21 protein-coding genes and 4 pseudogenes are annotated in these 24,045 nt (G+C 69.3%); 8 read left to right on the forward strand and 17 right to left on the reverse strand.

Features of this window, described 5'->3' with window-relative positions; all coding sequences use genetic code 11:
• Window positions 1–191 precede the first annotated feature (191 nt).
• On the reverse strand, window positions 192–788 hold the full coding sequence (locus QQS16_RS01330; protein WP_286059680.1) for a hypothetical protein: 597 nt from the start codon (window positions 786–788) through the stop codon (window positions 192–194).
• A 125-nt stretch (window positions 789–913) separates the two neighbouring features.
• Between QQS16_RS01330 and QQS16_RS01335 the strand changes: the two genes are divergently transcribed.
• Window positions 914–1,780 (forward strand): arylamine N-acetyltransferase family protein, encoded by an 867-nt coding sequence (locus tag QQS16_RS01335; RefSeq protein WP_286059682.1) that lies wholly within the window; start codon window positions 914–916, stop codon window positions 1,778–1,780.
• Window positions 1,781–1,967: 187 nt separating this feature from the next.
• The gene (locus QQS16_RS01340) at window positions 1,968–2,627 is read left to right on the forward strand and encodes a GNAT family N-acetyltransferase (protein ID WP_286059683.1); all 660 of its coding nucleotides are present in this window, start codon (window positions 1,968–1,970) and stop codon (window positions 2,625–2,627) included.
• A 254-nt stretch (window positions 2,628–2,881) separates the two neighbouring features.
• Here the strand turns inward: QQS16_RS01340 and QQS16_RS01345 are convergent, their stop codons facing one another.
• Window positions 2,882–3,265, reverse strand: a complete 384-nt coding sequence (locus QQS16_RS01345) for a DoxX family protein (protein ID WP_286059684.1) — start codon at window positions 3,263–3,265, stop codon at window positions 2,882–2,884.
• A 171-nt stretch (window positions 3,266–3,436) separates the two neighbouring features.
• Between QQS16_RS01345 and QQS16_RS01350 the strand changes: the two genes are divergently transcribed.
• The 3 genes from QQS16_RS01350 (at window position 3,437) to QQS16_RS01360 (ending at window position 5,547) form a co-directional block, all read left to right on the forward strand.
• The gene (locus QQS16_RS01350; RefSeq protein WP_286059686.1) at window positions 3,437–3,910 is read left to right on the forward strand and encodes a carboxymuconolactone decarboxylase family protein; all 474 of its coding nucleotides are present in this window, start codon (window positions 3,437–3,439) and stop codon (window positions 3,908–3,910) included.
• Window positions 3,911–4,087: 177 nt separating this feature from the next.
• Complete coding sequence (locus QQS16_RS01355) at window positions 4,088–5,008, forward strand: RNA polymerase sigma-70 factor (RefSeq protein ID WP_286059687.1); 921 nt, start codon at window positions 4,088–4,090, stop codon at window positions 5,006–5,008.
• A 260-nt stretch (window positions 5,009–5,268) separates the two neighbouring features.
• Window positions 5,269–5,547 carry a GlsB/YeaQ/YmgE family stress response membrane protein gene (locus QQS16_RS01360; RefSeq protein WP_286066178.1) on the forward strand — a complete coding sequence of 93 codons (279 nt, stop codon included), beginning with the start codon at window positions 5,269–5,271 and terminating at the stop codon, window positions 5,545–5,547.
• 546 nt (window positions 5,548–6,093) lie between these two features.
• Here QQS16_RS01360 and QQS16_RS01365 read toward each other — a convergent pair.
• The 5 genes and pseudogenes from QQS16_RS01365 to QQS16_RS01385 all read right to left on the reverse strand — a co-directional run.
• Window positions 6,094–6,297 (reverse strand): annotated as a pseudogene (locus QQS16_RS01365) (hypothetical protein); the annotation flags it as partial.
• An 85-nt stretch (window positions 6,298–6,382) separates the two neighbouring features.
• Window positions 6,383–6,883: a cupin domain-containing protein gene (locus QQS16_RS01370; protein WP_286059690.1), complete on the reverse strand. Its 501-nt coding sequence runs from the start codon at window positions 6,881–6,883 to the stop codon at window positions 6,383–6,385.
• A 54-nt stretch (window positions 6,884–6,937) separates the two neighbouring features.
• Window positions 6,938–8,086, reverse strand: coding sequence for an alpha/beta hydrolase (locus tag QQS16_RS01375; RefSeq protein ID WP_286059692.1), 1,149 nt, complete (start codon window positions 8,084–8,086; stop codon window positions 6,938–6,940).
• 29 nt (window positions 8,087–8,115) lie between these two features.
• Complete coding sequence (locus QQS16_RS01380; protein ID WP_286059694.1) at window positions 8,116–9,060, reverse strand: NADP-dependent oxidoreductase; 945 nt, start codon at window positions 9,058–9,060, stop codon at window positions 8,116–8,118.
• Window positions 9,061–9,190: 130 nt separating this feature from the next.
• Window positions 9,191–9,733 carry an NAD(P)H-dependent oxidoreductase gene (locus QQS16_RS01385; RefSeq protein WP_286059695.1) on the reverse strand — a complete coding sequence of 181 codons (543 nt, stop codon included), beginning with the start codon at window positions 9,731–9,733 and terminating at the stop codon, window positions 9,191–9,193.
• A gap of 383 nt (window positions 9,734–10,116) precedes the next feature.
• Here QQS16_RS01385 and QQS16_RS01390 point away from each other — a divergent pair, with 383 nt between their 5' ends.
• Window positions 10,117–10,620: a MarR family winged helix-turn-helix transcriptional regulator gene (locus QQS16_RS01390; protein WP_286059696.1), complete on the forward strand. Its 504-nt coding sequence runs from the start codon at window positions 10,117–10,119 to the stop codon at window positions 10,618–10,620.
• Between the two features lie 250 nt (window positions 10,621–10,870).
• Complete coding sequence (locus QQS16_RS01395) at window positions 10,871–11,452, forward strand: ATP-binding protein (RefSeq protein WP_286059698.1); 582 nt, start codon at window positions 10,871–10,873, stop codon at window positions 11,450–11,452.
• On the opposite strand, the gene QQS16_RS01400 is transcribed toward QQS16_RS01395, so the two are convergent.
• The 5 genes and pseudogenes from QQS16_RS01400 to QQS16_RS01420 all read right to left on the reverse strand — a co-directional run.
• A complete protein-coding gene (locus tag QQS16_RS01400) occupies window positions 11,377–12,384 on the reverse strand; it encodes a pectate lyase family protein (RefSeq protein WP_286059699.1) in 1,008 nt (335 codons plus the stop codon). The two genes, QQS16_RS01395 and QQS16_RS01400, sit on opposite strands and share 76 nt — an antisense overlap.
• Window positions 12,385–12,409: 25 nt before the next feature.
• A complete protein-coding gene (locus tag QQS16_RS01405) occupies window positions 12,410–13,432 on the reverse strand; it encodes a pectate lyase family protein (RefSeq protein ID WP_286059700.1) in 1,023 nt (340 codons plus the stop codon).
• Between the two features lie 12 nt (window positions 13,433–13,444).
• The gene (locus QQS16_RS01410; protein WP_286059702.1) at window positions 13,445–14,443 is read right to left on the reverse strand and encodes a pectate lyase family protein; all 999 of its coding nucleotides are present in this window, start codon (window positions 14,441–14,443) and stop codon (window positions 13,445–13,447) included.
• 11 nt (window positions 14,444–14,454) lie between these two features.
• Window positions 14,455–15,555, reverse strand: coding sequence for a pectate lyase family protein (locus QQS16_RS01415; RefSeq protein ID WP_286059704.1), 1,101 nt, complete (start codon window positions 15,553–15,555; stop codon window positions 14,455–14,457).
• Window positions 15,556–16,125: 570 nt separating this feature from the next.
• A pseudogene (locus QQS16_RS01420) lies at window positions 16,126–16,495 on the reverse strand (TetR/AcrR family transcriptional regulator); the annotation flags it as partial.
• 1 nt (window position 16,496) lies between these two features.
• On the opposite strand from QQS16_RS01420, the pseudogene QQS16_RS01425 reads away from it, so the two are divergent.
• A pseudogene (locus tag QQS16_RS01425) lies at window positions 16,497–17,075 on the forward strand (zinc-binding dehydrogenase); the annotation flags it as partial.
• Window positions 17,076–17,225: 150 nt separating this feature from the next.
• Here QQS16_RS01425 and QQS16_RS01430 read toward each other — a convergent pair.
• The 5 genes and pseudogenes from QQS16_RS01430 to QQS16_RS01450 all read right to left on the reverse strand — a co-directional run.
• Window positions 17,226–17,430: pseudogene (locus tag QQS16_RS01430) on the reverse strand (arsenic resistance protein); the annotation flags it as partial.
• Between the two features lie 911 nt (window positions 17,431–18,341).
• Window positions 18,342–19,871, reverse strand: a complete 1,530-nt coding sequence (locus tag QQS16_RS01435; RefSeq protein ID WP_286066179.1) for an NHL domain-containing protein — start codon at window positions 19,869–19,871, stop codon at window positions 18,342–18,344.
• 112 nt (window positions 19,872–19,983) lie between these two features.
• Entirely contained in the window at window positions 19,984–20,502 is a 519-nt protein-coding gene (locus QQS16_RS01440) for a PDZ domain-containing protein (RefSeq protein ID WP_286059706.1), read from the reverse strand.
• Between the two features lie 599 nt (window positions 20,503–21,101).
• A complete protein-coding gene (locus QQS16_RS01445) occupies window positions 21,102–22,922 on the reverse strand; it encodes an FG-GAP-like repeat-containing protein (RefSeq protein WP_286059708.1) in 1,821 nt (606 codons plus the stop codon).
• A 64-nt stretch (window positions 22,923–22,986) separates the two neighbouring features.
• Entirely contained in the window at window positions 22,987–23,706 is a 720-nt protein-coding gene (locus QQS16_RS01450) for a hypothetical protein (RefSeq protein WP_286059710.1), read from the reverse strand.
• Window positions 23,707–24,045: the final 339 nt, after the last annotated feature.

Consider the following 24,045-nt stretch of genomic DNA (forward strand, 5'->3'; position numbering starts at 1 on the left):
AACGAGGACATCTGGTACGCAGCCTCCACCCCGCCACATGACTACAGCTCTGAACAGGCCGAGTAGTCGATAGGCCGCAGCAGGCCATGCCTTCACATCGCCCGCTCGACCGACGCACGAGCGTCTCATGACCGGCGGCCGATGCAGCAACCACCCTGCGGTGCGGCGCCCGGGGGCTGGCGTCTCCCTGCTCAGCGAAGACCACGCTTGTCACGTTCGGCTTCGATCAGCGCCTCCATGAGTTTCTCCGGGTCCACCCTGTACTCGGTCTGATCAAGGGCGTCGTAGTCCTGGGTGCTCAGCGGAAGGCCAAGCTCGGCGAGTTCGGCGGCCAGTCGTGTGAACGCGACGCGCTCGTCGGGCTCATCCTGGTAGTGAGCCCGCTCGGCAGCGGCCCCCTCGGTCAGGGTGAGGCCAACCAAGCTCCAGAAGGTGAACTCGGTGTCCAGCTCTATGAGATGCCAGGCACGGTCCGCCGGTTCGTCGGGGTGCAGCCAGTAGCCGATCCACCCCTTTCCGCCCTTCGCCACGAGCTTGACGTACGTGGCCATCTCCGCGGCTGCGGCGTTGACGCCCTGCATCTCCGGATCCGCGAGTTCCTTTTCACTCAGGTAGCTGGTGTCCAGGAGCGGGTGGACCTCTCCAGCCTCGAAGAAGTCCAGGTCGAGAAGATGGGCGAAGTCGGTGCGACCTTCCCACTGCGCCACCAGCAGCACGCGCAGATCGTCGGGTATCGGACGGCCGTCCAGCCGCTCACGGGAGAATGCGGCGAGCCGTTCGTCGTACATGGGCCCTCTCCAGGGGTCGAGGCAAGATCCTCACGTCAACGTAACAGCGGTGTCCGACAAGGGACTGGGTATGCCGACGACTGCCTCGGCAACCCCGGACAGCCGCCGGAGTAGCATCCGTTCGCATGGTGAGGGAGAGCATGATCGACGTCGGTGGGTATCTGGCCGTGCTGGGAGTGGCCCGGCCGGCGGCCCCGACCGCCGAAGTGCTGTGGGCACTGCACCGGGCACATGTGGAACGAGTCGCCTACGAAACCCTCGACAACCAGCTGGAACAGCGGACGGGCATCGGCGCCGCGGAATCCGTAGCCCGGATCGTGCGGGGGCGCGGCGGCTACTGCTTTCACCTCAACGGGGCCTTCGCCGCGCTGCTGACGGCCCTGGGCTACGACGTGACGCTGCACCGGGCCGGGGTGCAGGACGAGGTCGAGGACCCCGAGGGCCCGGGCGGCGACCATCTCGCGCTCACCGTGGGCCTCGACGGTGAGCGGTGGCTGGTCGACACCGGGCTCGCCGGCGGAATGTACGAGCCACTGCCGCTGCGCGAAGGCACGTACCCGCAAGGGCCGTTCACCTACGGGATGGCCCCGTCGGTGGTGGTGCCCGGCGGCTGGCGGTTCACCCATGACCCCCGCGGCGCGTTCACGGCGATGGTCTTCGCGCCGGAGCCCGTGCAGCTGTCCTCCTTCGCCGCGGAGCACCACCGGCTGTCCACTTCCCCCGAGTCCGGATTCGTCCGGGTCCTCCAGGTCCAGCTCCGCGACGCCAAGGGCGTGGACATGCTGCGCGGCCGTGTGCTGCGCCGGATCGACGCCGAAGGCACGCACGAGCGGACCATCGACTCGGCCGACGACTGGTACGACGCACTGGCTGACGTGTTCCACCTGAACCTGGCCGACGTCGACGCCCCCGCGCGGGCAGCCCTGTGGCACCGCGTCCACACCGCACACCAGGAGTGGGAAGCAGCGAGGCAGCGTGGAACAACGCTCTGACGGGACGGCCGGCCCACCAGCCCGCTGAGGCGCGGTCTTCAACGATCCGGTGCATGCGGGAAGCCGAAGTGCTGGAACGGATCATCGCGCTGCGCCCGGAACTGCCGGCAGGCCCTGGAGCCGGCCGGAGGGCCGTGGTGATCAAGACGGTCCATGGCCAGGAGCGGGCCGAGCTGAGAACGCGTCGGTGGCCGACGTTGACCAGGCGGGTGGCAGCAACGCCCAAGTGCGCCGTCGGTGGCGTCCACGCGCCGGATCGCACTGGACTGAAACCCGACGGCAACGGGCCGCTTCCGGGCAGAATGCCGTCGTCATGGACACACATCCCCTCCAGCTCGCCGCTCACGGCCTCCTGCTTCGTGCCTGGACGAGCGATGACCTCGCCGTCATGCAGGAACTGTTCGACGACCCCGAGATCGCATACCGGACCCCGCTGGAGACACCCTTCGACCGGGCCGCCGCACTGCGATACCTCCACAGCACAGAACGGGCCCGACGGGACAACAACCGGATCCACCTGGCCATCACCACCGATGGACAACAGGTACTCGGAGAGGTCCTGCTCAACCGTGCCACTGGCAGCATCGGATACATCGTCGGCGCCGCCCACCGGGGACAACGACTGGCAGTACGCGCTCTTCGAACGATGACCGAATTCGCGCACACCACCCTCTCCCTGCCGAGGGTGATCCTTGAGATCGAACCCGGCAACCGACCCAGCATCGCCGTCGCACGATCGGCCGGCTTTCACCCGTCCAGCTCGGCACCCGAGACCGTCACCGACAAGGGCCGGACCTACGACCTACTCACCTGGGAACACAACCTGACCTCCACCGATCGAGGTTGAAAGAGAAGGTCCGTGCGCTCCTGATTCGGCCATGCCGTGATCGTGTCGGTGGATCCTGGGTTCGTTGCGCGCGCCCGTCAACCGTGTTTGGCTCTCCCGATGAACTTTCTGTTGACGGCGAGTGGACTGCGCAACGAGACACTGCGGGATGCGCTGCGGGTGGCTGCGGCCCTTGCGTGCCCCGGACGCCGTCGACCTCGACGACGACGGCAAGGAGGAATGAGGCGGGCCTGGACGGCACTCGGCCCCGGTGGTCAGCCGGTGAAGGGCATGGGACCGAAACGGCCCCATGCGACGAAGGCAGCCAGGGCGAGGTAGATCTGGTCGCCGGCGATCGTGGCCTTCTCGCCACGGCGCAGACGCATGGTGGCCGCGCAGGCGAACAGCAGAACAAGTCCGGTGGCGGTCAGCGGCACCAGCACCGGCGCGATGTCGAGCACCGCGGGCAGAATCAGGCCGACCGCGGCCAGCAGCTCGACGGCACCGATGGCCTTGAGAGCGCCGGGGCTGAACTCCAGGACCCACTGTGCAGACGAGCCCGTCGCGGCCAGCTTCTCCTGCGGCACGAACATCTTGGAACTGCCCACCAGGCAGACAACGGCGAGCACTCCGGCGGTGATCCACAGCGCGACGTTCATCGTCAACTCCCTGATCGAGGACTTCCGCACCCGAGACGAGGCAGCGACTCGGCCTGTGACATGCCCGAGCCCGGACAGCGGACAGACATGGGTCACGCCGCGCCATGTCACAGATGTGGCGGCCGCCTCGTCTCGGGGGTGAAGGCATCGACGCACGTGGAGGAGCACACGATGGACGCGCGACTGAACTACTTCGCCAGCCCGACCGCCGGCAAGGCGCTCAAGTACTTCATGTCGGCCGGCCGGGAGCTGAAGGAATCGCCGCTGCCGGCCACGACGCGGGAGTTGGTGGCGCTGCGCGTGAGCCAGATCAACGGCTGCGCTGTCTGCATCGACATGCACACCAAGGAAGCCGCCGCGGCCGGCGAGAGCCCGGTGCGGCTGAACCTGATCGCTGCCTGGCGGGAAGCAACGGTCTTCACCGAGGCTGAACGCGCCGCGCTGGAGCTGGCGGAGCAGGCAACCCGGGTCGCGGATGCGGCCACCGGGGTCAGCGACGAGGTGTGGGCGCGTGCCGCCCAGCACTATGACGAGGAGCAGCTCACGGCCCTCGTGCTGCTGGTCTCGTTCATGAACACAGTGAACCGGCTGAACATCATCACCCAGCAGCCGGCCGGCGCTTACCAGGTCGGCCAGTTCCACTGAACCGCCACCGCGTCCCTGACCCGGGTCAGGCCGCCGGGGCCGGGACGCCATGATCAAGGCGGGCAGGTGGTCGCGGGTGCGGGCGTTGTACGCTCCGCTCACACACCGGATGATCTTCGAAAGGTGCCTCGTCGGCGCGGGTCCGACCGGGCACTCAGACCGCAAGAGGGAGTCGGCGTGAGTAAGGTCGAGGAGTTCGAGGAACTGCGGCCGCTGCTGTTCTCGATCGCGTACCGGATCCTGGGCAGCGTGGGCGAGGCGGAGGACGCGGTGCAGGAGACCTGGCTGCGCTACGACGCCTCGACCACCCGGCCGGTGTCGGCCAAGGCGTTCCTGTCGGCCACTGTGACCCGGATCGCGATCGACGTGCTGCGCTCCGCCCGGGTACGGCGGGAGGAGTACGTCGGACCGTGGCTGCCCGAGCCGCTGCTGGACGATCCGTACGAGGACCCGGCCCGCGCGGCGGAGCTGGCCGACTCGGTGTCAATGGCGGCGCTGCTCCTCCTGGAGCGGCTCAGCCCGCTGGAGCGGTCGGTGTTCGTGCTGCGGGAGGTCTTCGCCTTCGGCTTCGACGAGATCGCCGCCGCGGTGGGGCGCTCTGAGGCGGCGTGCCGGCAGCTGCTCGTACGGGCACGCCGGCACATGAACGAGGGACGGCCCCGGTTCGAAGCGGACCGCCAGGAGCGGCAGGAGCTGGCGAGGCGGTTCTTCGAGGCACTGGCGCAGGGAGACGTGGACGGACTACAGAGTCTGCTGTCGGCCGACATCCAGCTCGTCGGGGACGGCGGTGGCAAGGCCCCGCAGCTGGCCAGGGCCGTCGCCGGCGCCGAGAACGTGGCCAGGCTGCTCGCCACCGTCTACCCGCTCATGGCCCGGATCGACATCACGTTCGAACCACACGAGGTCAACGGCCAGCCGGGCGCGCTCTTCCTCGACCGGGACGACAGGGTCCTCCACATCCTCGCCCTCGACATCCTCGACGGGCGGATCCAGACGATCCGCTCGGTCATCAACCCCGACAAGCTCGGCCACCTCGGCCCGGTCGCCGACGCCTGGGCCGTCGACCAGGAAGTGAAGCAGATCCGTAAGAGCCAGTGATCTCCCGATCAGCCTGATAGGGCAGGACGTCCACTTTCACCATACAGAGCGGCAACACCTCGGACCGGGTCTGCAACCAGCGGAAGGCTGACAGAGCCGGGAGTCCTCGCGCTCTGATCACGGCCCGCCCCCGGCGGGCCCACTCCTGTCGGATTATCAGGAGCTGGCACGGTCGGGTTGAGGAGACGACGTTTGTCCGGGCGCGATCGGTGCAGACGATGAACTGACACAGCCTCTATATGACGAAGCGGAGACGCACCATGGGCATCATCGCGTGGATCCTCATCGGCCTGCTCGCCGGCGCCATCGCCAAGGCCCTGATGCCGGGCAAGGACCCCGGCGGCATCATCATCACCATGCTCATCGGCATCGCCGGCGGTCTGCTCGGCGGCTGGCTCGGCAAGGCCATCTTCGGCGTCGACTCCATCGACGGGTTCTTCCACCTCTCCACCTGGATCGCCGCCATCGCCGGCTCCGTCATCCTGCTCGCCCTCTACCGCCTCGTCACCGGCAACCGGCACTCGCACCGCCACGCATGACCCGCTGAAGGCACAACACCACCCAGCACATCTGGACGGCTCCCCTCCCCCTTCGCAGGACGGGAGCCGTCCGCGTGCACGCCCGCGCCACCGGGTGACCCACGCCCACCCGCCGGTCCCCCTCGCCCAAGCCCCCCGCATCCTGCCGCCATCCGAACAGGCACCCATCCCACGTGAGGCTCGGGTCCGCCTATGTGGCTTCATTCACGGGTTTGGACGGCAGTTGTTCACCGCCTCGGGAGGCGGTTGGATCGAGGCGGGGTCGATGTTCACGAGAACGGGACACCTGTCCGGGGCCTGTTACGGGTGCCGGTTGGAGAGTGCTGACAGGGGTTGCCGTGGAGTGGTCGACAGGGGTGCTTGGATTCACGGCCGAGCGGGGTTGGGCGCCTGCGGGCTCAGCCTTCCCGTGCTGCACAAGCTGATCGGCTGACCGGCGGTGGGGGGCCGGGCTGGCACATCCTGCCCGGCCCCCCACGGCGGTCTCCGTCATCAGACGCATCTCATTGATCATCAGATCGGCCGTTGCTTAGACACTCCCCCGCATCAGGCAACGTTCGCCCTGTTGACGACCGTGCGTAGGAGTTCGTCGGCGGCGTGCTTGTTCCGCCGCATGATGTAGCGGCGGATCATGCTGCCCTGCTCTTTGTGGCGGAAGTGGTCGGTGCCGTCCAGTGCCAAGTAGCGCAGGGCAGTGAACTGGGCCTCGATACGCTTGAGCCAGGAACTGTCGGTCGGGGTGCAGGCGATGGACCCGAACGATCTGGTCCTGGCTGTCCAGCTCAGCGGGGAACTTCACCCTGTCGACCGGTGCCGGGATTGCCGGCCCTGAGAGTCACAGGAACTCGCTCCGGTAGGTCGAGGCCAACTCGGCCGCGCGGCGGCGGCGCTCCGCGAGCTCGTGCTCCGACAGTTGTGGCGGCGGCGCGTCCTTGCCCGCGACGACATCGCCGATGCGCGTGAAGTACTCGTCCTGGCCTGCGGGGGTGCACATGCACAGCATGCGGGCCGGCGCACCCGAAGCGTTGCGGAAGTTGTGCGGCGCGTTGGCCGGGATGTTGACCGTGGACCCTGCCCCTACGGTGTGCTTCTCGCCGCGGAAGGTGAACTCGATCTCGCCCTCGAGGATCGTGAACATCTCCTCGAAGTCGTGCCGATGCGGCGGCGGGCCGCCGCCGTCGGGGACGCGCATGTCGATCACGCAGTACCGGCCGTTGGTCTGCTCGCCGGTTATCAGCATGGCGTACGTGTTGCCCACCAGAGAGATGTACGTCGTGCCGGGGTCGTCGGTGTCCGCCACGGTCAGCGAGCGGGACGGGTCGTCGTCGGGGATCATCGGAATCGTCTCCTTCAAAGGTCGGTCAGGTGAGGATCAGGTGCCGGGCGCGTCTCATGCAGTCCGGCAGTCTCCCGGCCGTCGATGCGCCTGCTGCCCGAAGTGGGAGTCCGACCCGGCCGCGCGGTGCTTCAGTGTGTTCTTGCCGGTGTCCAAGGGGCCCCATCGCGGCGGGCAACGAGGCGAGGGGCTACCTGTGTGGAGTGCTTGCACACCCCTCCTGCGGCACGGGGTGAGCGCGCTCGGTGCCGGCTCAGATCGATTTGAGGACGCGGATGCGGTCGGCGATGGCGCGGCGGGCGACGTCGGAGGTGAAGGCGATGGAGTCGAACTCGTGCGGGGCGCCGGGGTGCAGTGGCATTCGACCGGCACGCCGGCGCGGCTGAGTTTGGTGGCGTAGGCGGTGTCTTCGTCGCGGAAGACGTCGAGCTGGCCGACCTCGATGTAGGCCGGCGGCAGGCCGGTCGCGTCCTCGAGCCGGGCCGGGGCCGCCGTGGCCGGGACGTCGGGCCCGCCGGCGGCCTCGCCGAGCAGGGCCGGCCATGCGGTGAGGCTGTCGTCGTAGGACCACAGCGGGTAGGGCGCGATGTGTGGATCGGGGGTGGTGGTGGGGTCGTCGAGCATCGGCATGATGAGGATCTGGCGGGCGATCTGCGGGCCGCCGCGCTCGCGGGCGAGGATCGACACGGCTGCGGCGATGCCGCCGCCGGCGCTGTCGCCCATGACGCCGATCCGGTCGGGGTCGACGCCGAGTTCGGCGGCGTGTGCGTGCAGCCAGCGCAGTGCGGTGCAGGCGTCCTCGAGCGGGGTCGGGAAGGGATGCTCGGGGGCGCGGCGGTACTCGACTGACAGCATCGGCACGCCGCTGGCGGAGACGTAGCGGGAGACCGGGCCGTCGAACAGGTCGATGTGGCCGAAGATGTATCCGCCGCCGTGGAAGAACAGCACGGCCGGGCCCGGCGCCGCGCCGTCCTTGGTGTACCAGCGCAGCTTGATCTGTGCGCCGTCGTCCGCTGTCGCGTGATGCTCGCTGGTCTGCACGTCGGCCGGGATCGGCTGGGCCGTTCCCGCGGCGCCGATGATCGGCTCCCACATGGCGCGACGCGCCGCGATGTTCCCCACAGCCGGTGGTGTGGCGTCCGCCCTCGCGCCGGCCATCGGGGCCGGCGCCTGGGCGACTTCGGGATCCAGACTGAGTGCCATGGCCCTTTCCTTTCGGTGGAGGATCGGCGTCAGGCGGCGGGCGGGACGACGATGACCTTGCCGTGCACCGCGCCTTCGGCGGCCCGGGCGTGGAGCGCCGGCAGCTCGGCCAGCGGCACGCGCTCGGCGACGTCGATGCGCAGCTCGCCGCGGTCGATCAGCGCTACCAGCTGCGACAGCTGGTCGGCGTCGCTGCGGACGAACAGGTCGATGCCGCGTACGCCGCGCTCCTCGTCGTTGGGCGCGGGCATCCACACCGTCGTGTTCGCCACGACCCCGCCCGGACGGACCAGGGTGACGAGCGCGGCCAGCTCGGCCGGATCGACCGGCGCGAGGTTGAGCACGACGTCGACCGGCTCGGTCACCGCCGCGCTCACGCCGGTGGTGGTGTGGTCGATGACCTCATCGGCGCCGGCCGACGTGACCGCCTCGCTGCTGCGCGGGCTGGCCGTGGCGATGACGTGGGCACCGGCTCCCTTGGCCAGCTGCACGGCGTAACCGCCGACCGCTCCGCCGGCGCCGTGGATCAGCACGCGCTGCCCGGCCGTGAGCTTGGCGTGGTCGAACAGCGCCTGGTAGGCGGTCAGGCCCACGATTGGCAGTGCGGCGGCGTCGGGCAGGGGGACGCTTTTGGGTGCCGGTGTCAGGACCTCGGCCGGCGCGAGGACGTACTGCGCGGCGGCTCCGGTGCCGTCCATCGGCAGGAAACCGATGACGTCGTCGCCGACCGCGAGGCCCTGCACGCCCTCGCCCAGCGCGTCGATGGTGCCGGCGACGTCGATACCGGGAGTGTGCGGCAGCTGCACCGGTATGGGGCCTTGCATGAAGCCGCCGCGGATGTTGCCGTCGACGGAGTTGAACGACGTCGCGGCGACGCGGATGCGGACCTGCCCGGCCCCGGGGACGGGCTGCTCCACGTCCTCGTAGCGCAGGACGCTGGGGTCGCCGTACTCGTGGAAACGTACTGCCTTCATGTCGGTTCTCACCTTCAACGCGATCGATGTTGCTTCGAATTCGAAGCAACTGTTGATGACCGTACATCTGCTTCGAATTCGAAGCAAGTGGGGTCGGTCACTGCCGGTGCGAGCGCATCGCCACGGCGAGTTAGGCGGCGGCTTGGTCGATGCAGGCGCGCAGCCGTGCCGCGTCGCTGTGCGCGGTGGCCGGCCAGTCGGCGGGGCCGGCGACGACGACCGTGGGCACCGGGTCGGCGTGCACGCCGGCCAGGCGCCTGCGTAGCAGCTGCGCGAGGTCGGGTGGCTGCCGGCGGGAGTGGCTGTTGAGCGCCAGCAGCACCGGCATGCCGGAAAGAACTTTGTCCCCGAGGACGGCGAAGAACGAGTCGAACACCTCGCTCGGGGTGGCGGCGGGCACCGGGGTCGCCACCACCAGCCCGTCCGCTGTCACGACCGCCGCGATCGCCTCCCGCAGGTCGAGGCTGGCGCGGTCGTGGGCGGAGTGCTGGGCGAGGTCGGCCGCCAGCCGGTGCAGCTCCAGCACCTCCACCTCGGCGCGCGCACCACCGGCCGCCTGTGACCGGCACACCGCCTCCGCGACCCAGTCCGCGAGCAAGCGGGTCGGGTGCCCGTAGCCGACGCCGGCACACAGGACGGCCAAGATCACCGGAGCCCACGCGGCGGTGCTCATCCCGGCATCGTGTTCATGGCTTCCTTCTCGCGGCCGGGCTGTCGTGCCGTCACCGGGGAGGGCCGAGCACGATGTTGCGCGAGTAGGGGACGTTCATGGCCGGTCCTTGAGATCTGTGGGCGGCGGCGCCGTCCTTCTGCTCGCAACCCTGCGCCGCACCACTGCCCGATCTCCATGTTCTGCGATGCTCAGCCGGGCTCAACACTGCCCACACCGTGCGCGCACGAGGTCACGACATCAGACCCGTGAAACCCTCGCGTCCGGCTCAATACACCCGGCCGGGATGGCATCGAGACACGCGGAGACGTTCGATCCCAGCGCCGCCCGCGGTAACTGGAAGTCGGCACCCACACTCTTCGAATTCGAAGCAGTAGACTTCGGTCATGCCTGATTCACCGCCGTCGCTCGACCCCGTGCAGCTCGGCGCCTACTTCGACCTCATCGAGGTGACCAGCCTGCTCCGGCACGCGGTCGAGCAGCAGCTGCGCGAAGCCGGCGATCTCAGCTATGTGCAGTTCCAGCTGCTGGCCCGCCTCGGGGACTCGCCGACGGGCAGCCACCGCATGACCGACCTGGCCGACGGCGTCGTCTACAGCCGCAGCGGCCTGACATACCAGGTGGATCTCCTCGAGAAGGAGGGCCTGGTCGTCCGCGCTCCCTCGCCGGACGACGAACGGAGCGTCACCGTCACCCTCACCGACGCCGGGCGTGAGTTGCTCGCGAAGGTGCTGCCGGGCCACGTCGAGGTAGTCAGCGGCCTGCTGTTCGAGCCGCTTTCGCGCGACGACGTCAAGGCTCTCGCCGGCCTGCTGGCGCCGGTGCGCGACCACATGCGCTCGATGCCGTCCCGCTCGGCCGCGCCTCGCCGCCGCAAAGGCGGAGCATAAGGATCCGACCCAGGCCACGCAGAAGGCACAACGACACGTCCCGCTCGACGCCCGGCCAAGGGCAAGTGACGAGCGCGCCGAGGACAGGGACTGAGGCGTAACACCCGGACGACACCGAGTCGATGCTGCACACATCCGAGTAGCGCCTCCTGTCCCGGGATGCTGCCCCGTGCTCGGTACCACTCACGTAGAAAGCGCTTCATCACACCGATCTTCGACGGCAAGACAGGCCTGACGAAAGGAGCTTGGATTGGGAGCGGCGGGACTGGCGGACCGGCTGGCCGCGGCACGAGCCGGAGCGCTGGTGGGCAGGGAGCCGGAGCGGGCGGTGCTCGACCGGATGCTCTCGGGCGCGGCGCAAGCGCCGCTCGTCGCCTACCTGCACGGCCCCGGCGGCATCGGCAAGTCCTCGCTCGTGCGCTACGCCGCCCGGCAGGCGGAACTCGCCGGCCGCCGCGTGGTGCATGTGGACGCCCGGTTCCTCGACGCCGACCCGCGCAGGCTGGAGGAGGCCGCCGCCCCAGCCTGCGCCGAACCAGGCGCGGTGCTGCTCATCGACACCTTCGAACAGTGCCAGCCCCTCGAGACGTGGCTGCGCGAGACCTTCCTGCTGCGGCTCGCCGACCAGGCGATCGTGGTGGTGGCGCTGCCTGTGGGCCGTAGCCCCCGACGTCCCCCTGGACGCTGCGGCGACGCTGGCCGAGTCGAAGCCGTGGCCCGGGGAGGCCGGGCCGAAGGCGTGGGGCGGGGCCCGGGTTACAGCCCGATGGTGCCAGGGCCCGCGCCGCGCATGACGGCGTCCTTGACCGACTGCGGGTTGTCGACCGTGTAGTCGTAGTAGTCGGCCGGGTCCTCGACGCTTCCGCCGGTCACGGGTTCGCCGGTGTCGCCGACGAAGACGTTGTTGCGCTCGACGATCGCGCCGTCGGGGCCCGAGTAGCTGTTGGTCATGGGCTCCTCGACGTCCTCGAAGTAGTTGCCCTCGATGAAGCAGCCGGAGTCCGCGTTGCAGGCCGGCCCGGTGTCGCTGTTGTCGAAGAAGTAGTTGTTGTAGATGTGCACCGGGTCGCCGAAGCGGGTGCGCGGGTTGCGCTGCGGGGTGCGGTCGTACCAGTTGTGGTGGTACGTCACCTTCAGTCGGCCGGTGTCCTGGGCGCCGTTGCTGTCGGAGTGGCCCAGCAGCATGTTCTTGGCGTGGTGGTGGGTGTGGTTCCAGGAGACCGTGATGTAGCTGGAGCCGCGCTTGATGTCGAGCAGTCCGTCGTATCCGGCGGACAGGTCGTTGTGGTCGATCCAGACGTGGTGGGAGAACATCTGGATGTTGATCGAGTCGTCGCTGGCGTCGCGGAACGTCAGGTTGCGCACGATCACGTTGTGCACGGCGTTCGCGGGCGGCGAGGTGACGCTGCTCGCGGGGAGGCCGATGTTGAGGCCGCCGCCGGTGATCCCGGAGTTCGCGCCGACGCCGACGATCGTCTTGTCGGAGGTGACGTCGTACATCCCGTCGGGCAGGGTGATCATGCCGTTGACGCGGACGATGCTGGGCCCGGTCGTCTTGATGGCGGCGATCAGGGCATCGGCGGTGGAGACGGTCACGGTGGTCCCGCCCGCGCCGCCGGTGGTGCCGTTCTGGCCCCAGGCGTTGACGCTCGCGAAGCCGGTGGGCGCCGACTCGGCGAGGGCGGCCGCGGGGGCGGCCGGGGCCGCCGCGGTGACGGCCAGGGTGGCCAGCGCCGCGAGGAACAGGGTGCCTTTGCGGTGCATCTGCGACTCCTTCGGGAGGGAGGGCTCAGATCCGGCCGGTGCCGACGCCGGCGGCGACGATGCCGGGGACGCTCGACGCGGCGTCGAGGGTGTACGCGTAGAAGGTGCGCGGCTCGACGACGGTGCCGAGGGTCTCGGGCGCGCCGGAGTTGACGTACACGTTGTTCCGCTCGACGACCCGGCCGGGGCCGCTGTCGTCGTAGCCCGAGTAGATGGGGTGGGGCACGTTCTCGAAGTAGTTGCCCTCCACCAGCACGCCCGCGTCCTCGGTGGAGGCCACTCCGTAGAGCCGGTTGTTGCGGTAGTGGTTGTTGTAGACGTGCACGGGCTCGGCGAAGCGGACACGGGGGTGGCGCTGGTCGGTGCCGTCGAAGAAGTTGTGGTGGTAGGTGACGCGCAGCTTGCCCCGGTCGGCGGTGTAGCTGTCGTTGTGGCCGAGCAGGCAGGTCTTGCTGTGGTCGTGGAAGCGGTTCCAGGAGATCGTGACGTAGTCCGACTCGCGCTTGACGTCGAGGAGCCCGTCGTAGCCCTGCGAGAAGTCGCAGTGGTCGATCCACACGTGGTGGGCGCGGTTGGTGACGCTGACGGAGTCGTCCGAGGCGTGGGTGAAGCGGATGTTGCGGATGATGACGTTGTTGCCGGGGCGGGTGGTGGAGCCGAGCTGGAGTCCGCCGCCGGTGATCTCCGCCGTGGAGCCGACGCCCAGGATCGACTTGTTGGCGACGACGGTGAGCATGCCGTCGATCTCGATGCGGCCGGAGACGAGGAGGACGTACGGGGAGTTGCGGTTGACGTAGTCGGCGAGCTGGGCGCCGGTGGTGACGGTGACGGTGGGCCCGGCGACGCCGCCCGTGGTGGTCGTGAGGCCGAGCGCGGGAACGCTCGCGAAGCCGTCGGCGCTCTGCGCGGCCAGGGCGGAGAGCCGCTGCGGGGTGGGCGCGGGAGCGGCGAACGCCCTGGTGGCGGCCGTGCCCGAGGCCAGCAGGGCGGCGGAGGCGGCGGCGGTCGCGAGCAGGCCGCGACGGGACAGCGGGGGTGTGTCCGGCATGGGGGGTCTCCTTCAGATCCGGCCGACGCCGGCACCGGCGGCGACCAGGGCGGGGACGGTGGCGGGGGCGTCGAGGGTGTACGCGTAGAAGGTGCGCGGTTCGGTGACGGTGCCGAATCGCTCGGGGGCGCCGCAGTTCACGTAGACGTTGGCGCGCTCGACCACCCGTCCGGGGCCGCTCTCGTCGTAGCCCGAGTAGATCGGGTGGGGCACGTTCTCGAAGTGGTTGCCCTCCACCAGCACGCCCGCGTCCTCGGTGGACGCCACCCCGTAGAGGGTGTTGTTCCGGAAGTGGTTGTTGTAGACGTGCACGGGCTCGCCGAAGCGCACGCGCGGGTGGCGCTGGGCCGTGCCGTCGAACAGGTTGTGGTGGATGCTGACCCGCAACCGGCCCCGGTCTTGGGAGCCGTTGGCGTCCGAGTGGCCGAGCAGCATGGTCTTGCTGTGGTCGTGGAAGCGGTTCCAGGAGACGGTGACGCAGTCCGCGCCGCGCACGATGTCGATGAGGCCGTCGGCGCCGGAGCTGAAGTCGCAGTGGTCGATCCAGATGTGGTGCGAGGACTGCTGGATGCTCAGCGAGTCGTCGTCGGCGTGCGTGAAGCGCAGGTTGCGGATGATCACGTTGTGGCGGCGGTACATGTCGAGTCCGCCGCCGGTGATCTCCGCGTCGTCGCCGAGTCCGACGACCGTCTTGTTCGAGCGCAGTCCCTGCTTGCTGGTGATCTCCATGGCGCCGGAGACCTGGATGACGTACGGCCCCTCGCGGTCGCAGTAGTCGAGGAACGTCTCGGCGTCGGTGACGGTGACCACCGGGCCGCCCGCGCCGCCGGTGGTGCCGGACAGGCCGTGCGCGGTGACGGAGGCGAAGCCGTCGGCGTGCTGCGTGGCGGACGGGGCGTACCCGCCGGGGCGGGCGGCGGCCCGCGCGGGGGCGCCGCCCGCCAGCAGGGCGGCGGAGGCGCCCGCCGACGCGAGCACGGCGCGGCGGGTGGGCCGGGGACGGGAGGTCATGGCCGGCCCCCTCAGATCTTTCCGGCGCCGGCGCCGGCCGGGACGACGGTCGGCACCTCGGCGGCCCGGTGGAGGGTGTACGCGTAGTACGTGCGCGGCTCGGTCACCGAACCCCGGGTCTCGATCGCGTGGTTGCAGTCGACGAGGATGTTGTCGCGCGCGACGAGACGGCCGAGGTCACCGCTGAAGTCCACCCGCGCGGGGTTGTTGACGCTGAAGAAGTAGTTGCCCTCCAGCACCACCCCGGCGTCCATGGTGGAGGCCACGCCGTAGCTGTTGTCGCGGTAGTAGTTGTTGTAGACGTGCACCGGGTCGCCGAAGCGGATGCGCGGATTACGCTGGTCGGAGGCGTCGAAGTAGTTGTGGTGGTACGTGACGCGCAGCCGGCCCCGGTCCTGGGCGGCGTTGTCGTCGTCGTGGCCGAGCAGCAGCGTCTTGTCGTGGTCGTGGAAGCGGTTCCAGGAGACGGTGACGTAGTCGGAGCCGCGCTTGATGTCGACGGCGCCGTCGTCGCCGTTGGAGAAGTCGTTGTGGTCGATCCAGATGTGGTGGGAGAACATCTGGATGTTGATCAGGTCGTCGCTGGCGCCGTCGAACCGCAAGTTGCGGATGATGATGTTGTGCACGGCGTTCGCGGGCGGTGAGGTGACGGAGTCGCTCGCCGGGAGGCCGATGTGCAGTCCGCCGCCGGTGATGCGGGCGCTGCCGCCGAGCCCGACGATCGTCTTGTCGGAGGCCACCGGGTGCATGCCGTCGGTGGAGCCGGTCGGCAGCGTGATCGGCCCGCTGACCTGCACGGTCAGCGGGCCGGGGCGGGAGATGTAGTCCAGGAACTGGGCCGTGGTGGTGGCGGTGACGACGGGACCCCCCGCGCCGCCGGTGGTGCCGTTCTGCCCGAGCGCGTCGACGGAGGCGAAGCCGTCGGCGGTGGCGGTGGCGGCGGTGCTCTCCGGGGCCGCGGCGGCGGGCGCGGGGCCCGCCAGGACGGCGGCGAGGGCGGCGAGGGCGGCGAGGGCGGCGAGGGCGGCCCGTGCCGTACGGCGCCGGACGGGCGACGGCGGACGGACGGGTAATCGCGACGGTCCGGCGGATCGTGGGGTGAGCAGACGCATGACGGGTGTCCCTTTCTCCGGCTTTCCTGCTTCTCCGGTCCTTGCGGCGTTGCGTGGGCAGGCCGGCCCGGCCGGTGCCCCCGGCGGGGCGGTACGGGTGCGGCTTGCGGCTCTGCAGGGTGCGGCTACTGCGGCTTGCTTGCGGCTCTGCGCTGGACTGGCGGCGGGGCGGTGCGGCTCCGGAACTGCGGGGCCGTGGGGCGCGGGAACGTGTGCGGCGCTGGCGCTGTGCGGCCGGAAGAGCCCGGCCGCGAGGGTGCAAGCGCTTTCCCCGGAAAGTAAGCGCTTGCCCTGGGCACGTCAACTCACGGCGTCGACACGGAAGTCGCCAGTTTCCACCAGAAACGGACATGGCGGGAAAGGTGGGAAGCAGGTCATTGCTGACATCCCCGGCGGCCGGGAAAAGGGATCCAGTCGCTGATGAGGATCTCTGGACTGGAATCGGCCAGGGCTACTCGTCGCCCCACTCGCTTCGCCCCTCAACCGAGTGGGGAGCAAAGACGAGCGCCTCGTAGGCGAAGGCCGGGCCCGCACGTGGCGGGGTGGCCGCACCGAACCGTCGTGGTGTGCTCAGGCTCCCCAGGCCGGGGCGACGGCGCGGCTTACGCAGTCTCGGAGCAGGGTGCGCCGCTGTTCGTGCACGCTCGCGGGCTCTTGAGCGGTGGCGGCGTAGACGTTACTCACTGGAGACCAGGCCATGGACATGGCGATGACCATGGCCATCACGTCGAAGGGGTCTCCCTGCCTGATGCGCCCGGCGGCCTGGGCCTCTGCGATGGCGCGGAGTTTGTGGTCGTCGTAGCGGTCGTGGTTCGCCACGAGATACTCGACGCCGCTCCAGGCGCGCCCAGGTCGCGAGCCGGATCAGATCGGGGCGGCTGAGGTACTCGTCGTAGAGGCGCACTGCCCAGTCGGCGAGGTCTGTGGCGTCGATGGGGACGCCACTGCTCTGCGCCGGCGTCACCGTCTGGGAACCGTTGCAGGCGCTCGGAGTGGGCCCAGGCAGTACCGTCGCCGTGGCCGGGCTGGGCGGCCTGGGACACCTCGCGGTCAAGATGGCGACCGGGCTCGGCGCCACGACCTCCGTCATCAGCCGAACCCTGGACAAGGCTGACGAAGCCCGCGGCCTGGGAGCGCAGGGATTCGTCGTGTCCACCGACCCGAAGCAGATGGAAGCGGTCCGCGACCAGTTCGATGTGGTCATTGACACCATCTCCGCTCCCCACGACCTGGCTCCGTACCTGCGTGTGGCCGCCATGGACGGCACCCTCAGCCACCTCGGCCACCTCGGACCGGTCACCGTGGAAACCATGGACCTGCTCATCGGCCGCAAGAAGCTCAGCTCCGCCGGCAGCGGCGGCCGCCCGTCCACCGCCGCCATGCTGCACTTCTGCGCTGAACACGGCATCACCGCCGACATCGAGCTGTTGCCGTCGTCCCAGGTGAACAGGGCTCTCGAACGCCTGGCTCGCAACGACGTCCGCTACCGCTTCGTGCTCGACATGTCCGACCTGGACTGACCGACGGTGCGGCTTGTCCCACAGCAAGCCCGGCGACAGGCACGAGAGCCGCCCGGACACAGGTCGGGTGCCGCATGGGTGGGGAGAGCCATCGAGCAGGTCCGGATCACCCCCGAGCAGGGAGTGGTCGTTTTCAACGAGCGCCATCATCGCGCCGGTGAACACGATCGCCCGGCCCACCCGCGGGCGCTTCCAGGCGGAACAGACGGGCCACCACCTTGCCGGCGAACGCCATCACCACGAGGAACACCACGTAGGAGGGGACGACCGCGGCGACGTCGGCCAGGCTGTCGCCGAGCTTGGACACCTGGGAGGCGACCACGGTCAGCAGGGTGGCGGCTATCAGCGGCACAACTAGACCCGCTTCAGGCACCACCGATCCCGCACGCTGAACGCTCCTCAGGGCTACTCAGCGCGCGGGCTGATGCCGCGGGCTGTCCGAGAATCCACGAACTCGCGCGCTTCCGACCGGACGGCGCAGAAGATCCGCCGCCAGAAGCAGCTGTGAGTACGCCGCAGCCCAGCTCACCGCGCTCGGGGCTCCGCGGCCGCGGCCCGCCTGCGACCCGGCGGTGTGGCTGCGCGAGTCCCTGGCCGCAGTCGGCGCCCGCAACATCCGGCACCGCGGCGCCCACCGGTTCTGCGGACGGTTTACTCGTGTTGCCACTAGCTCGATGACGGCATCAGGGTGATGGGCTCCCGAATGCTGAGTCCCGTACAAGACACCCTTCCCCTCGACGACTTGACCGAGATCTCCAAGGCCTCCGATTGCTGCCAGCGGTGGCGAGGCCGACGGCCCTCCTCCGTCACGTCAGCGAGGGCGGGTTCGATGCCCGGCGATTCGCGGTCGAGGCGTTGCCCGAGACCGCGGCGTGCCCTTCGACAACGGACGTGAAGAACTGATCTGTGTCAGCGGGACGTAGCCGACCACCCAGGCGGGCGGCTGCTCCAGAGCCGAAGCAGTCTGGAACGTGGCACCTTCCAGGAGCGAAGACGTGAGATCAGTGCTGATCGACGGCCCTCGCGAAAATCTCCCATTCATTCCGGAGGTTCTTTTCGAAGGTGGTCTCCATGAGCCCCCCGATGCCGGACTCGCATCTCCAGGGTGACGTCGATGGTCATCTCGGACCTGCCGCCGTCGACCGACTCGATCCGAAAAGTTGCTTCTTCATGCCACTTGTCGGCGAGTGTGGAAGGAATGCGCCGCCATGTGTGAAGGGGTAGGGGGCAGGATCGGCGAGGCGGCTCCTGCCCCCTGCTCGTGCGTCACACCGGCAGCAACTGCCACTGCCTGCCCCGGTGGTCGCCCTCCGCCCAGCACTGCGTGATCACCACAGGCGCGTTGGATTCGACGCCCAGAAGCAGACCGCTGCTCCGGTTCGCAATCTCGTAGACCCGGGGGTCGTCGGCCACGGTGCCCACCGGGATCAGCCGCCACTGCTGATGGTGCGCCTCGTCGCCTTCGTAGGCGCGCTGCGCGACCACCGCCCCGGCCGCCCCCCGGGCTTCGTCGACCTCCAGAACCTTCCCGCTGCGCACGTTCTCCATCGTGTACACCACGTCGCCGCTGTCGCTCTTCCCGGCTACGACCAGCCGCCACCGCTGCGACTGGCGGGGAGCGGCGAGCGACTGCTGGATCTTGGCCCCGTCCTTGAACGACTCGCGCGTGACCCCGATCCGCAGCCGGCTGCGGACGCTCGCCCAGGAAACCACCGTGCCTGATTCGGGCAGTCCTGCCATGGCGGCCGCCGCGACCTTCCGGACGCGGTTGTTGACGTAGTCGGCGATGTAGAGGGCACCAACGCAGTCGACCGCGAGCCCGAATGGGTAGTTCAGCTGGGCGGAGGCGGCGGGGCCGCCGTCACCGCTGAAGCCGTCGGTGCCCGTGCCCGCGACCGTGCTGATCGTGCCGTCCCCGGCGACCCTGCGGATCCGGTGGTTGTTGTGGTCGGAGACGTAGAGGGTGCCGGTGGTATCGGCTACCACGCCCAGGGGGAAGTCCAGCTGTGCGGAGGTGGCGGGGCCGCCGTCACCGCTGAAGCCGTCGGTGCCCGTGCCCGCGACCGTGCTGATCGTGCCGTCCCTGGCGACCCTGCGGACCCGGTGGTTCTCGGCATCGGTGATGTAGAGGTCGCCCGCGCCGTCCACCGCAACGCCGTACGGGCTGTTCAGCTGAGCTGCGGCGGCAGGCCCGCCGTCGCCGGAGAATCCCGGGGTTCCGGTCCCGGCGACTGTGCGGATCTGCCCGTCTGGTGTGACCTGCCTGACCCGGTGGTTGTCGGAATCGGCGATGTAGAGGTTGCCGGTGCTGTCCACTGCGACCCCGTACGGACAGTTCAACTGGGCGGCAGCGGCGGGGCCGTTGTCACCGCTGAACCCGGCAGTGCCTGTGCCGACGACGGTGCCGATCTGTCCGTCGGCCGTGACCTTGCGGATCCGGTGGTTCTCGGAATCGGCGATGTAGAGGTTCCCGGCACGGTCCACCGCCACCTCACGCGGGCTGTCCAGCTGGGCTGAGACAGCAGGGCCCTGATCGCCCCTGTTTCCAGCAGTGCCGGTCCCTGCCACCGTGCGGATCCTGCCGTCCGTGCTGACCCTCCGGACTTGGTGATTGTTGTAGTCGGAGAAGTAGAGGGTGCCCGTGCTGTCCAGCGCGAGGCCGTAGGGACGGTCAAGCCGGGCCGCGACAGCGGGTCCGTCGTCTCCTGCGGCCCCGGCATCTCCGGTACCGGCGACCGTAGTGATCTGGGGGGCGAAGTCTTCACCCTCCGTTGCTGCTGTCTGGGCCTTGCTCATCGTCATCCCCTCACCGTGTGTCGGGCGGCCAGGACTGAGGTCTTGCCGATCGTGTCCGAAAACCGAAGGAGCGGCAGGCGGCAAGCGCCCCCGCGCGTGGACGTCGTGGCGATCACTCGTCGACCGTGTACTGCAAGGTCATCTGGGTACCGTTGCGCGTGATGCCCACGGGCACCGCGGTTCCGGCTCGCTTACCGGCGAGGGCGGCGCTGAGGGATGCCGCCGACGTGACGGGCTGACCGTCGACGGACGTGATGATGTCCTTCTCTCTGAACCCTGCAGCGGCGGCATTCAGATCGGGGTCGACGAAACGAACCCGGGCGCCTCCTCCCCCTGGGACGCTGCTGACGTACCCGCCGAAGGCCCCGGGAGTGCCCTGGGTGATGTTGACGGTCCAGTCCACCGCCACACCTTCGAAGGTGAGAGTGCCGGTGAACCGGCCACCTGCCATGGGCGCGTCATCTGCGGCGACAACGTCAACCTTCCAGGGCCGGCTCCACACCCAGTTGTTGCTCTGCAGCGAAAAGCTGGCGGACGAACCGTCGGAGGCAATGGACACAGGGCAGCTCATGCCGCTGCACCAGGTGTCCACCCGGACAATGCGCGTGTACTGCGGAGCCTGGATCTGCACGTGCCCCGGACTCGAGCGGACCCGCCCGTCCGGCGGGAACTCGACCGTCCTGGCCGGACCCGGGGCATCGAGATCAGGGACAGACGACGGAGGCGTCGGCGCACGGAGCGCGGTGACCGCACCAGGAGCGGCCGCAGCGGTGGCTCCGGGCACCAGCCCTCCGAGCAACAAGCTCGCTCCCAGCGCGAGCACCGTGCATGCCGTCGTGGACCTGCGCATGAATTCTCTCCATTTCTAACCACTTAGAGTAGTTGATCGATTACAGATGGACGTCCTGGAGTACGCCACGATCGTGCAGTGCGACAGCGAGACCCCGAGCAGGAGTGGTGCGTTCAGTGTTCGGGCAGTGGCTCTGGGCCCAGCGGTGGGCAACCGGTGACCGGGCCGGAGCGCCGTGTCTCGCCCCCAGGGGCAAGGATGTGTTCCGCGGCCCGTGTACGGGCAGCGAGACGCTCTGGGGTTGACCGAACCGGTGCCGTAGCACTGGACCGGCCGGGGTGGCCGGTTCCGTACCGGGGGCCGCATCCAGGCGCCGTATACAGGACTGCAGCCCGGTGACCCATTGTTGAGATGCCGTTGTTGCTGTTTCAACCCGGGGCTTATCGGGTTCGGAAGCGGCGGTAGAGGTTGCGGGCCACGTACACGCCCGGCCCTCCGAAGCCGACGATGTCGACGCGTCCGTCGCCGGTGATGTCGGCGAGGAAGCGGGGGTGGCGGTCGACCCGCCAGGCGCCGGCGTCGTCGTGGTAGCCGAAGCCGCGGCATACCAGTTGGGCCTGCTCGAACTGGCCGTCGCCGTCGTTGTGCGACACCCAGACGCCTTCGTTGCCGAAGCCGACGATGTCCGGCTTGCCGTCGCCGGTGACGTCGGCGAGGAACCTGAGGTGCTTGCCGCTCGTCCACCCCTGGGCGGTCCCGAAGTCGTTGAGCACGAGTTTCGCGGGCTCGAACGTGCCGTCCCCGCGTCCGCGCGCGACGACGACGCCCTGCGGGCCGAAGCCGACGAGGTCTGCTGCCTCGCCATCGGTGGTCCTGAGCAGGAACCGGGGGTACTCCTCGGCCGAGCTCCATCCCTGGTCGACGCCGAAGTGGTCGAGGACGTACAGAGGTTCGGCGAAGTTCCCTTCTTCGTCCTGGAGGGAGACCCAGACGCCGTCGTCGTGGAAGCCGACGATGTCGAGCCTGCCGTCGCCCGTGGTGTCGGCGAGGAAGCGGGGATGCTTGTCGGCAAGCCACCCGCCCGCCCCCTCCCCGTGGCCGAACGCCTTCAGGGCCGGTTCGTCGGCGAGCGGTGCGAAGTCTCCTTCTTCGTCCTGGAGGGAGACCCAGACGCCGTCGTCGTGGAAGCCGACGATGTCGAGCCTGCCGTCGCCGGTGGTGTCGGCGAGGAAGCGGGGATGCTTGTCGGCAAGCCACCCGCCCGCCCCCTCCCCGTGGCCGAACGCCGCAAGTACCGGTTCGCCGCCGGCGGGCGTGAACGTCCCGCCCTCGTCGGGGCGGGCCAGCCGGACGCCGTCGGCGCCGAGCACGACCACGTCGGGCCGGCCGTCACCCGTGGTGTCCACGACAGTCCACAGATCCTGGAGACTCGAAGAGGGCACGGTCGGGTGCAGGACGCGCTCGTCGTCGAACGTGCCGTCACCTCTGCTGGCCGAGGTAACAGCCCCCTTCGCGGGTTTGAGCCCCACGATGTCCGCTCGGCCCGCGCCCGTGGTGTCGGCGAGGAACCGCTCACCCAGGCCCGCCCACAACACCGGTTGCCCGCTGGGGCAGCGGCCGGCTCCAGCGCTCTTCCACCCGCCGGCGTCCTGGTCGCTGCCGAACTGCTCGAGGACCAGCAGCATGTCACTGTAGGAGGGCGTAGCTCCGGGAGCCGGACGCAGGGCGGCCGAGTCAGCCAGCCGCCAGGACCGGCGGCCGTTCCAATGGTCCAGCGCTGCCCAGCGCAGCACGGGGTCGCTGATGCGTTCGGGCTCGGCCGGGACGAGCTGCCAGCGCTGACTTGGTGCGGCCTCGTCGTACTCACGCAGGACGATGCGGATCTCGTCCTCGCCGGCATCGGCGAGGTCAAGGACGGTACTGTCGCTCGTGCCCTCGATGAAGTAGCAGCCTGCTTCGCCCTCGACGGGGACGAGGTGCCACTGCTGGCCCGCGCTGCCGCCGGCGGCCGTGGCCTGGCGGACGCCGCGGTCCGCGGTGGCGGGGTCGTCGAGAACCTGGCCGCTGTCTGCGTTGCGGATCACGTACGCGTTGTCGTCCTGCACGGGGAGGAACTGCCACTGGTGAGGGCTCGGTCCGCCATCGGGGAAGTCGCGCACCACGAGCCCCCCGTCCGCGCCCGGCTCGGCCGGGGCGCCCAGGAACTTGCCGGTGGCGGCGTTGACGATCTGCAGCTTCAGTTCTTCCGTGGGCACAGGCATCGTGCGGCCTCTTCCAGGCGGTAGGGGCGTCGGCTCGGGACGGATGCGGCACAGCGGCCGCGGATCACGTGAAGACGTGGTGGTAGGGCACGTTCCACTCGCTGGGCAGCCGCGGATAGAACGTGTTGATGACCGTGCCGGTGAAGTCCCCGCCCCAGTTGTAGGTGAGCCGCACCTCGCTGTTGGGCGTCACCGCGTAGTCCTTGAACCCGAGGATGGCGTCGGGGTGGGTGATGGGCACGAAGGTGATCCCGCCCCACGGCGTCACCGTGACGACCCAGAGCTGGGTGTCCTCGGGCGCGCCGTTCTTCCCCCGCCACTTGTCTGCGACCTTGTCGGGCAGGCCCACCTGGACGGTGTCAGCCGTGGTCTTGGGGGCGTCCTGGTGCACGGTGATGCGCCTGCGCTTCGGCTTGGGCGTGCCGTCGTCGCCGCGCCCGGCGTCTACTCCGCCCGTGCCGGGAGGTTCGGGCGCCACCTGGCCCGCGGCGCTCTCGAGGAAGTACAGCGGCCGCTGCCCGAAGAAGCCGGCCGGGGTGATGTACCAGAGGTGTCCCTGTGCCTCCTTGGTCGCCGGGTCGAGCGCGGTGGCCAGCTGGACCCCCTTGTCGTGGCTCTCCTCCCTCAGCTCGGCGGGCCGCAGGTAGCCGCCGTTGAAGGCGTGCACGAGCATGACCGGCCGGTTCTCGACCAGCGCGGCCACGATCGCGTTGTCGTAGCTGTTCACCGCCACCGGCCCGCCGACCACCAGATTCGACATCGTCGTGCGTTCTTGGGTGTACATAGCGGAAACCTCACCTGTTTCTGAATAGGGGAGAACAACGCCTCGGACCCTCAATGCAGCGGACTGTCGCGCGATATACCCAAAGCCCTGATTGATTTCGCCAGGAAGGCGCCTGGAACAAAGTGGACGGCTGAGACGCAGGCATCGTTCACGGCAACATCCGAGGTAAAACTACCCGCCGGCAGAGCTATCGGAAAGTCATCGATCGAGTGACAGGGGCGAAGAAAGGTCACACCTTCGGCGTTTCGGAAGCGATTGCCGAAAATCGATCACTCAATGGAGTGCGCCGCTCCGGTTCCTCTTCCCGGGCGCCTGTGGGCGCGATACTTTCGCTTGCTG

The sequence above is a fragment of the Streptomyces sp. ALI-76-A genome (assembly GCF_030287445.1).
GTDB lineage: Bacteria > Actinomycetota > Actinomycetes > Streptomycetales > Streptomycetaceae > Streptomyces.